We start from the raw sequence: 3,422 nt of genomic DNA, 5'->3' as shown, positions 1-3,422 counted from the left end.
ACAGCTTGACGCGCTCGGCGGCAGCCGCCGATCCGATGTCCGCCGCGCAGGACAGGGGCTGGGGCGCCGCTGCCGCCGTGGCGACATTAACCGGGGCAGCGGTTTGCGGCGCCGCGTCCACGTCGGGGCTCGCAACCAAAGGCGCTGCTGCATCATTGCGGCTTTCTGCGACATCGGGTTGCTTGGGCGCACCACAGGCGGCCAAGCCGATCAGCGCACAAACGGAAGTCGCCCAAGCCAGCTTAGGGTAGCGCATACTGTCGTCTCCTGCAGCGGTACTGATCCCGCTCAATGCGCCGTCCCGCTAAAAATATCCATGCGCGCGTCGGCGCCCTGCCTGTAGCCCCGCCCGCCAAAAGGCTTTACGACGCCATCCCAATGTCCTCCATTCCTTCCGCCACCCTGGCCACCCCCGACCCGCAAGCGCTCTATATCCATTGGCCCTTCTGCGTGTCGAAATGCCCCTATTGCGACTTCAACAGCCATGTCCGCGATGGCGTGGACATCGACGCCTGGCGCAGCGCGTTGCTCGCCGACATGGCCTATGAGGCGTCGCTGACCGCTGGACGCCCGCTCTCGTCGATCTTCTTCGGCGGTGGCACGCCATCCTTGATGCCGCCCGCCTTGGTCGAAACGCTGATCGCCGCCGCGCAGGACCATTGGGGCTTCACCCCCGATATCGAGATCACGCTGGAGGCCAACCCCAATTCGGTAGAGGCCGCGCGCTTTGCCGATCTGGCCTCCGCCGGGATCAACCGCGTCTCGCTCGGCCTGCAGGCGCTGGAGGATGAGGCACTGCATTTCCTGGGCCGTGCGCATGACGTCGCCGAAGGGCTGGCCGCGCTCGCCACCGCGCAATCGGTGTTCGATCGGGTCAGTTTCGACCTCATCTACGCCCGCCCCGGCCAGAGCGAGACCGATTGGCAGGCCGAACTCGCCCGCGCGCTGGCGTTCGGCACCGGGCACCTGTCGCTCTATCAGCTCACCATCGAGGCCGGCACCCGCTTCGCCACGCTGGTCGCGCAGGGCAAGCTGACCCCCGCCGACCCCGATCATGGCGCGACCCTCTATGAATTGACGCAGGCGATGACCGCAGCGGCGGGCATCCCCGCTTATGAGATCAGCAACCACGCCCGCGCCGGGCAGCAGAGCCGCCATAATCTCGTCTATTGGCGCTATGGCGACTATATCGGCATCGGCCCCGGCGCGCACGGACGGCGCGGCGGCATGGCGACGCAACGCCATCGCAAACCCGAAAACTGGATCGGCGCGGTCGCGCGCAACGGCCATGGCAGCCAGAGCGAGGATGTGCTGGCCAGCGAAGACCGCGCCCGCGAAGCGCTGTTGATGGGCCTGCGCCTGCATGAAGGCGTGGACCTAGCCCGCATCGCGGCACAGTCGGGCATTGCCCTATCGCGGCTAGTGGATGACCGCGCCATCGCCCAACTGACCGACATCGACCTTCTCCGCCACCACGACACCCACCTACAGGTCACTCCCGCAGGCCTGCTCCTGCTCGACGCGATCCTGCCGCAAGTGGTCGCGATTTAACCGGGTAATATTCCCATACCGTTCGTCCTGAGTAGCCATTGAGCGAAGTCGAAATGGCGTATCGAAGGATTGGGCTAGACGCGGATGCTTCGATACGCGCCTTCGACAAGCTCAGTCGCTACTCAGCACGAACGGTTGAGATCAAATCCACCTCGCGCCGAAATCAACGATATTGGCTTTCTCGAAACGAACGGGAGCCCCCTTACGGCTGCTCGGTCGGCGCAACCTTGGGCGCGGGCACCACATCCTTGCTCGTCATCGCAACGGCGGGCGGGCCTTTCTGGATCGCGGCGGCGAGCTTGTCGACCGGCGCGCACACGCCCTTGCACAGCCCCTGCGCCTGCGTCAGCACTTCCTTGGCCCGCGCCACAGCGCCCTTTTCGACCATCGCCTCGCCCTGCCCCGCCAGCGCGACGACATCGGTGGGATCAAGCAGCAGCGCTTCGCGATACAGACGGATCGCCTTCCCCTGCAAACCCTGCGCCCGCGCGACGGCGGCGAGTTCGACATAGGCTGCGCGGTTGCGCGGGTCGATCGCCAGCGCGCTTTCCAACGCATCGGTCGCGCCCTGCAAATTGCCTGCTTGACGCGCGGCCTCGCCCGCTTTCTGCCATTCGACCGACGCCGGGCTGATCTGGCTGTCAGGCCGCTGGCTCAGGCCCATGCTCGACACGGTGGTCAGGACGAGCGCGAGGGCGATCGAGGCGGGGGTAAAACGCATGAGTATCTCCAGCCATGTTTCAGGCGCTGATTCAGGCACAGATTTTGGCCAAGTCTCGCGATTTTGCGGGCGCTTGTCCATGGGCTGTTTTACGCGGCCGTCCGCCGCAGCCGGGCGAAGAAAAAGCCGTCGGTGCCGTCATGCCCCGGCGTCAGCAACCAGCCCGCGCCATGCGCCCGTCCCAGCGGCAAGTCTATCGCTTCGGGCGTCCACCCGGCATGTCGGCGCAGGAAGGAATCCACCTGGGCTTTCCCCTCACGATCGGTCAATGCGCAGGTGGCATAGACCAGCGCCCCGCCCGGTGCCAGCAACGGCGCGGCGAAATCGAGGATGCGGGCCTGTTCCGCGACCAGCCGATCGAGCCGCGCGGCCGTCAGCCGCCAGCGCGCTTCGGGATTGCGCCGCCAGGTGCCCGTGCCCGAACAGGGCGCATCGACCAGCACGACATCGGCCAGCCCGTTCAGGCTGGCAAGGCCGCGCGCCTCATGGCTCTGGTCCAGCAACAATGTCTCGATGAAGGTCGCCCCGGCCCGCTGCGCGCGCGGCCCCAGCCGCGCCAGCCGCGAGCGGATCGTGTCGGCGGCGATCAGCGTCCCCTGCCCCGCTATCGCCGCGGCCAGCGCCAGCGTCTTGCCCCCGGCCCCGGCGCACATGTCCACCACGGTCATGCCGGGCTGCGCGCCGCACGCCAGCGCGATCGCCTGACTGCCCGCATCCTGCACTTCGACCAGGCCGTCCTTCCACGCCGCATCCTTTTCGACCGGATAGCCTTCGGGCAGGCGCAGCGCATCGGGCAGCGCCACAATCGGCGCGGCGTCAGGGAATAAGGATGCGACCGCCTCCGGCGCGGCCTTCAACCGATTGACTCGCAAGTCCACCGGCGCGCGGCCCAGCAAAGCGTCCTGCTCGACCGGCGCAGCGATCAGCGGCACCAGCCAATGTGGCACGCTTCCGGCTACCGCGCCGACCTCGCCCGGCTCGATCGGCAGTGGCGCGTGGGGCGATCCGTCGAACAAAGCGGCCAGCTCCGGCTGCTCAGCTGCCAGCCCGATCATCGCCTCGCGGCCCGTATCCGGCCGCTCGCCCGCGCGGCGGATCGCGTCATAGACATGATCGCGCACCGCCCGCCGATCCCGCGACCCGGCATAGC

At 67.6% G+C, this 3,422-nt stretch carries 3 protein-coding genes and 2 pseudogenes (2 of these 5 cut by a window edge); 2 read left to right on the top strand and 3 right to left on the bottom strand.

Annotated elements, in window-relative coordinates; all coding sequences use genetic code 11:
* Positions 1 to 20 (top strand): annotated as a pseudogene (locus IL54_RS23855) (RsmB/NOP family class I SAM-dependent RNA methyltransferase); its annotated part reaches 163 nt to the left of the window's first position; the annotation flags it as partial.
* 358 nt (positions 21 to 378) lie between these two features.
* The gene (hemW, locus tag IL54_RS01900; RefSeq protein ID WP_037472632.1) at positions 379 to 1,551 is read left to right on the top strand and encodes a radical SAM family heme chaperone HemW; all 1,173 of its coding nucleotides are present in this window, start codon (positions 379 to 381) and stop codon (positions 1,549 to 1,551) included.
* 202 nt (positions 1,552 to 1,753) lie between these two features.
* Here the strand turns inward: hemW and IL54_RS01895 are convergent, their stop codons facing one another.
* Positions 1,754 to 2,272: a tetratricopeptide repeat protein gene (locus IL54_RS01895; RefSeq protein ID WP_037472631.1), complete on the bottom strand. Its 519-nt coding sequence runs from the start codon at positions 2,270 to 2,272 to the stop codon at positions 1,754 to 1,756.
* A gap of 89 nt (positions 2,273 to 2,361) precedes the next feature.
* Positions 2,362 to 3,422 (bottom strand): annotated as a pseudogene (locus tag IL54_RS01890) (RsmB/NOP family class I SAM-dependent RNA methyltransferase); the annotation flags it as partial.
* Positions 3,374 to 3,422, bottom strand: partial view of a DUF6438 domain-containing protein gene (locus IL54_RS01885; RefSeq protein ID WP_237748754.1) — the final stretch only. 239 nt of this gene lie beyond the right edge of the window; 49 of the gene's 288 nt are visible here — the last part of the coding sequence; the start codon falls outside the window, past its right edge; its stop codon occupies positions 3,374 to 3,376. The gene IL54_RS01885 and the pseudogene IL54_RS01890, both read right to left, overlap by 49 nt.

The organism is Sphingobium sp. ba1 (assembly GCF_000743655.1).
Lineage (GTDB): Bacteria > Pseudomonadota > Alphaproteobacteria > Sphingomonadales > Sphingomonadaceae > Sphingobium.
This window is presented reverse-complemented; position numbering and strand designations above follow the sequence as displayed.